The 5513-nt window shown below is 44.7% G+C and carries 9 protein-coding genes; all 9 read left to right on the top strand.

Annotated elements, in window-relative coordinates; all coding sequences use genetic code 11:
- The coding region (locus C4Q29_RS06505; protein ID WP_503089861.1) for a replication endonuclease at nucleotides 1-1487 on the top strand (1487 nt) is incomplete at its 5' end.
- The gene (locus tag C4Q29_RS06500; protein WP_435988044.1) at nucleotides 1420-1572 is read left to right on the top strand and encodes a hypothetical protein; all 153 of its coding nucleotides are present in this window, start codon (nucleotides 1420-1422) and stop codon (nucleotides 1570-1572) included. The genes C4Q29_RS06505 and C4Q29_RS06500, both read left to right, overlap by 68 nt.
- The gene (locus C4Q29_RS06495; RefSeq protein ID WP_016670801.1) at nucleotides 1505-1744 is read left to right on the top strand and encodes a phage DNA packaging protein C; all 240 of its coding nucleotides are present in this window, start codon (nucleotides 1505-1507) and stop codon (nucleotides 1742-1744) included. The genes C4Q29_RS06500 and C4Q29_RS06495 overlap by 68 nt, the downstream gene beginning before the upstream one ends.
- Complete coding sequence (locus C4Q29_RS06490) at nucleotides 1741-2199, top strand: scaffolding protein D (RefSeq protein ID WP_000084700.1); 459 nt, start codon at nucleotides 1741-1743, stop codon at nucleotides 2197-2199. Before C4Q29_RS06495 ends, C4Q29_RS06490 begins: the two co-directional genes overlap by 4 nt.
- A complete protein-coding gene (locus C4Q29_RS06485) occupies nucleotides 2199-2315 on the top strand; it encodes a phage DNA packaging protein J (protein WP_000033471.1) in 117 nt (38 codons plus the stop codon). The genes C4Q29_RS06490 and C4Q29_RS06485 overlap by 1 nt, the downstream gene beginning before the upstream one ends.
- Nucleotides 2316-2351: 36 nt before the next feature.
- Nucleotides 2352-3635, top strand: coding sequence for a major capsid protein (locus tag C4Q29_RS06480; protein WP_000065572.1), 1284 nt, complete (start codon nucleotides 2352-2354; stop codon nucleotides 3633-3635).
- A gap of 110 nt (nucleotides 3636-3745) precedes the next feature.
- Entirely contained in the window at nucleotides 3746-4273 is a 528-nt protein-coding gene (locus C4Q29_RS06475) for a hypothetical protein (RefSeq protein ID WP_000487867.1), read from the top strand.
- An 8-nt stretch (nucleotides 4274-4281) separates the two neighbouring features.
- Complete coding sequence (locus C4Q29_RS06470) at nucleotides 4282-5268, top strand: Minor spike protein (RefSeq protein WP_000466547.1); 987 nt, start codon at nucleotides 4282-4284, stop codon at nucleotides 5266-5268.
- A gap of 63 nt (nucleotides 5269-5331) precedes the next feature.
- The coding region (locus C4Q29_RS06465) for a hypothetical protein (protein WP_032545157.1) at nucleotides 5332-5513 on the top strand (182 nt) is incomplete at its 3' end.

The raw sequence follows: 5513 nt of genomic DNA, 5'->3' as shown, positions 1-5513 counted from the left end.
GTATCGAGGCTCTTAAACCTGCTATTGAGGCTTGTGGCATTTCTACTCTTTCTCAATCCCCAATGCTTGGCTTCCATAAGCAGATGGATAACCGCATCAAGCTCTTGGAAGAGATTCTGTCTTTTCGTATGCAGGGCGTTGAGTTCGATAATGGTGATATGTATGTTGACGGCCATAAGGCTGCTTCTGACGTTCGTGATGAGTTTGTATCTGTTACTGAGAAGTTAATGGATGAATTGGCACAATGCTACAATGTGCTCCCCCAACTTGATATTAATAACACTATAGACCACCGCCCCGAAGGGGACGAAAAATGGTTTTTAGAGAACGAGAAGACGGTTACGCAGTTTTGCCGCAAGCTGGCTGCTGAACGCCCTCTTAAGGATATTCGCGATGAGTATAATTACCCCAAAAAGAAAGGTATTAAGGATGAGTGTTCAAGATTGCTGGAGGCCTCCACTATGAAATCGCGTAGAGGCTTTGCTATTCAGCGTTTGATGAATGCAATGCGACAGGCTCATGCTGATGGTTGGTTTATCGTTTTTGACACTCTCACGTTGGCTGACGACCGATTAGAGGCGTTTTATGATAATCCCAATGCTTTGCGTGACTATTTTCGTGATATTGGTCGTATGGTTCTTGCTGCCGAGGGTCGCAAGGCTAATGATTCACACGCCGACTGCTATCAGTATTTTTGTGTGCCTGAGTATGGTACAGCTAATGGCCGTCTTCATTTCCATGCGGTGCACTTTATGCGGACACTTCCTACAGGTAGCGTTGACCCTAATTTTGGTCGTCGGGTACGCAATCGCCGCCAGTTAAATAGCTTGCAAAATACGTGGCCTTATGGTTACAGTATGCCCATCGCAGTTCGCTACACGCAGGACGCTTTTTCACGTTCTGGTTGGTTGTGGCCTGTTGATGCTAAAGGTGAGCCGCTTAAAGCTACCAGTTATATGGCTGTTGGTTTCTATGTGGCTAAATACGTTAACAAAAAGTCAGATATGGACCTTGCTGCTAAAGGTCTAGGAGCTAAAGAATGGAACAACTCACTAAAAACCAAGCTGTCGCTACTTCCCAAGAAGCTGTTCAGAATCAGAATGAGCCGCAACTTCGGGATGAAAATGCTCACAATGACAAATCTGTCCACGGAGTGCTTAATCCAACTTACCAAGCTGGGTTACGACGCGACGCCGTTCAACCAGATATTGAAGCAGAACGCAAAAAGAGAGATGAGATTGAGGCTGGGAAAAGTTACTGTAGCCGACGTTTTGGCGGCGCAACCTGTGACGACAAATCTGCTCAAATTTATGCGCGCTTCGATAAAAATGATTGGCGTATCCAACCTGCAGAGTTTTATCGCTTCCATGACGCAGAAGTTAACACTTTCGGATATTTCTGATGAGTCGAAAAATTATCTTGATAAAGCAGGAATTACTACTGCTTGTTTACGAATTAAATCGAAGTGGACTGCTGGCGGAAAATGAGAAAATTCGACCTATCCTTGCGCAGCTCGAGAAGCTCTTACTTTGCGACCTTTCGCCATCAACTAACGATTCTGTCAAAAACTGACGCGTTGGATGAGGAGAAGTGGCTTAATATGCTTGGCACGTTCGTCAAGGACTGGTTTAGATATGAGTCACATTTTGTTCATGGTAGAGATTCTCTTGTTGACATTTTAAAAGAGCGTGGATTACTATCTGAGTCCGATGCTGTTCAACCACTAATAGGTAAGAAATCATGAGTCAAGTTACTGAACAATCCGTACGTTTCCAGACCGCTTTGGCCTCTATTAAGCTCATTCAGGCTTCTGCCGTTTTGGATTTAACCGAAGATGATTTCGATTTTCTGACGAGTAACAAAGTTTGGATTGCTACTGACCGCTCTCGTGCTCGTCGCTGCGTTGAGGCTTGCGTTTATGGTACGCTGGACTTTGTAGGATACCCTCGCTTTCCTGCTCCTGTTGAGTTTATTGCTGCCGTCATTGCTTATTATGTTCATCCCGTCAACATTCAAACGGCCTGTCTCATCATGGAAGGCGCTGAATTTACGGAAAACATTATTAATGGCGTCGAGCGTCCGGTTAAAGCCGCTGAATTGTTCGCGTTTACCTTGCGTGTACGCGCAGGAAACACTGACGTTCTTACTGACGCAGAAGAAAACGTGCGTCAAAAATTACGTGCAGAAGGAGTGATGTAATGTCTAAAGGTAAAAAACGTTCTGGCGCTCGCCCTGGTCGTCCGCAGCCGTTGCGAGGTACTAAAGGCAAGCGTAAAGGCGCTCGTCTTTGGTATGTAGGTGGTCAACAATTTTAATTGCAGGGGCTTCGGCCCCTTACTTGAGGATAAATTATGTCTAATATTCAAACTGGCGCCGAGCGTATGCCGCATGACCTTTCCCATCTTGGCTTCCTTGCTGGTCAGATTGGTCGTCTTATTACCATTTCAACTACTCCGGTTATCGCTGGCGACTCCTTCGAGATGGACGCCGTTGGCGCTCTCCGTCTTTCTCCATTGCGTCGTGGCCTTGCTATTGACTCTACTGTAGACATTTTTACTTTTTATGTCCCTCATCGTCACGTTTATGGTGAACAGTGGATTAAGTTCATGAAGGATGGTGTTAATGCCACTCCTCTCCCGACTGTTAACACTACTGGTTATATTGACCATGCCGCTTTTCTTGGCACGATTAACCCTGATACCAATAAAATCCCTAAGCATTTGTTTCAGGGTTATTTGAATATCTATAACAACTATTTTAAAGCGCCGTGGATGCCTGACCGTACCGAGGCTAACCCTAATGAGCTTAATCAAGATGATGCTCGTTATGGTTTCCGTTGCTGCCATCTCAAAAACATTTGGACTGCTCCGCTTCCTCCTGAGACTGAGCTTTCTCGCCAAATGACGACTTCTACCACATCTATTGACATTATGGGTCTGCAAGCTGCTTATGCTAATTTGCATACTGACCAAGAACGTGATTACTTCATGCAGCGTTACCATGATGTTATTTCTTCATTTGGAGGTAAAACCTCTTATGACGCTGACAACCGTCCTTTACTTGTCATGCGCTCTAATCTCTGGGCATCTGGCTATGATGTTGATGGAACTGACCAAACGTCGTTAGGCCAGTTTTCTGGTCGTGTTCAACAGACCTATAAACATTCTGTGCCGCGTTTCTTTGTTCCTGAGCATGGCACTATGTTTACTCTTGCGCTTGTTCGTTTTCCGCCTACTGCGACTAAAGAGATTCAGTACCTTAACGCTAAAGGTGCTTTGACTTATACCGATATTGCTGGCGACCCTGTTTTGTATGGCAACTTGCCGCCGCGTGAAATTTCTATGAAGGATGTTTTCCGTTCTGGTGATTCGTCTAAGAAGTTTAAGATTGCTGAGGGTCAGTGGTATCGTTATGCGCCTTCGTATGTTTCTCCTGCTTATCACCTTCTTGAAGGCTTCCCATTCATTCAGGAACCGCCTTCTGGTGATTTGCAAGAACGCGTACTTATTCGCCACCATGATTATGACCAGTGTTTCCAGTCCGTTCAGTTGTTGCAGTGGAATAGTCAGGTTAAATTTAATGTGACCGTTTATCGCAATCTGCCGACCACTCGCGATTCAATCATGACTTCGTGATAAAAGATTGAGTGTGAGGTTATAACGCCGAAGCGGTAAAAATTTTAATTTTTGCCGCTGAGGGGTTGACCAAGCGAAGCGCGGTAGGTTTTCTGCTTAGGAGTTTAATCATGTTTCAGACTTTTATTTCTCGCCATAATTCAAACTTTTTTTCTGATAAGCTGGTTCTCACTTCTGTTACTCCAGCTTCTTCGGCACCTGTTTTACAGACACCTAAAGCTACATCGTCAACGTTATATTTTGATAGTTTGACGGTTAATGCTGGTAATGGTGGTTTTCTTCATTGCATTCAGATGGATACATCTGTCAACGCCGCTAATCAGGTTGTTTCTGTTGGTGCTGATATTGCTTTTGATGCCGACCCTAAATTTTTTGCCTGTTTGGTTCGCTTTGAGTCTTCTTCGGTTCCGACTACCCTCCCGACTGCCTATGATGTTTATCCTTTGGATGGTCGCCATGATGGTGGTTATTATACCGTCAAGGACTGTGTGACTATTGACGTCCTTCCCCGTACGCCGGGCAATAATGTTTATGTTGGTTTCATGGTTTGGTCTAACTTTACCGCTACTAAATGCCGCGGATTGGTTTCGCTGAATCAGGTTATTAAAGAGATTATTTGTCTCCAGCCACTTAAGTGAGGTGATTTATGTTTGGTGCTATTGCTGGCGGTATTGCTTCTGCTCTTGCTGGTGGCGCCATGTCTAAATTGTTTGGAGGCGGTCAAAAAGCCGCCTCCGGTGGCATTCAAGGTGATGTGCTTGCTACCGATAACAATACTGTAGGCATGGGTGATGCTGGTATTAAATCTGCCATTCAAGGCTCTAATGTTCCTAACCCTGATGAGGCCGTCCCTAGTTTTGTTTCTGGTGCTATGGCTAAAGCTGGTAAAGGACTTCTTGAAGGTACGTTGCAGGCTGGCACTTCTGCCGTTTCTGATAAGTTGCTTGATTTGGTTGGACTTGGTGGCAAGTCTGCCGCTGATAAAGGAAAGGATACTCGTGATTATCTTGCTGCTGCATTTCCTGAGCTTAATGCTTGGGAGCGTGCTGGTGCTGATGCTTCCTCTGCTGGTATGGTTGACGCCGGATTTGAGAATCAAAAAGAGCTTACTAAAATGCAACTGGACAATCAGAAAGAGATTGCCGAGATGCAAAATGAGACTCAAAAAGAGATTGCTGGCATTCAGTCGGCGACTTCACGCCAGAATACGAAAGACCAGGTATATGCACAAAATGAGATGCTTGCTTATCAACAGAAGGAGTCTACTGCTCGCGTTGCGTCTATTATGGAAAACACCAATCTTTCCAAGCAACAGCAGGTTTCCGAGATTATGCGCCAAATGCTTACTCAAGCTCAAACGGCTGGTCAGTATTTTACCAATGACCAAATCAAAGAAATGACTCGCAAGGTTAGTGCTGAGGTTGACTTAGTTCATCAGCAAACGCAGAATCAGCGGTATGGCTCTTCTCATATTGGCGCTACTGCAAAGGATATTTCTAATGTCGTCACTGATGCTGCTTCTGGTGTGGTTGATATTTTTCATGGTATTGATAAAGCTGTTGCCGATACTTGGAACAATTTCTGGAAAGACGGTAAAGCTGATGGTATTGGCTCTAATTTGTCTAGGAAATAACCGTCAGGATTGACACCCTCCCAATTGTATGTTTTCATGCCTCCAAATCTTGGAGGCTTTTTTATGGTTCGTTCTTATTACCCTTCTGAATGTCACGCTGATTATTTTGACTTTGAGCGTATCGAGGCTCTTAAACCTGCTATTGAGGCTTGTGGCATTTCTACTCTTTCTCAATCCCCAATGCTTGGCTTCCATAAGCAGATGGATAACCGCATCAAGCTCTTGGAAGAGATTCTGTCTTTTCG

The sequence above is a fragment of the Helcococcus massiliensis genome (assembly GCF_900258485.1).
GTDB classification, from domain to species: Bacteria; Bacillota; Clostridia; order Tissierellales; family Peptoniphilaceae; genus Helcococcus; species Helcococcus massiliensis.
Note: the sequence above shows the minus strand (reverse complement) of the source record. Positions and strands in the feature narration are given on the sequence as shown.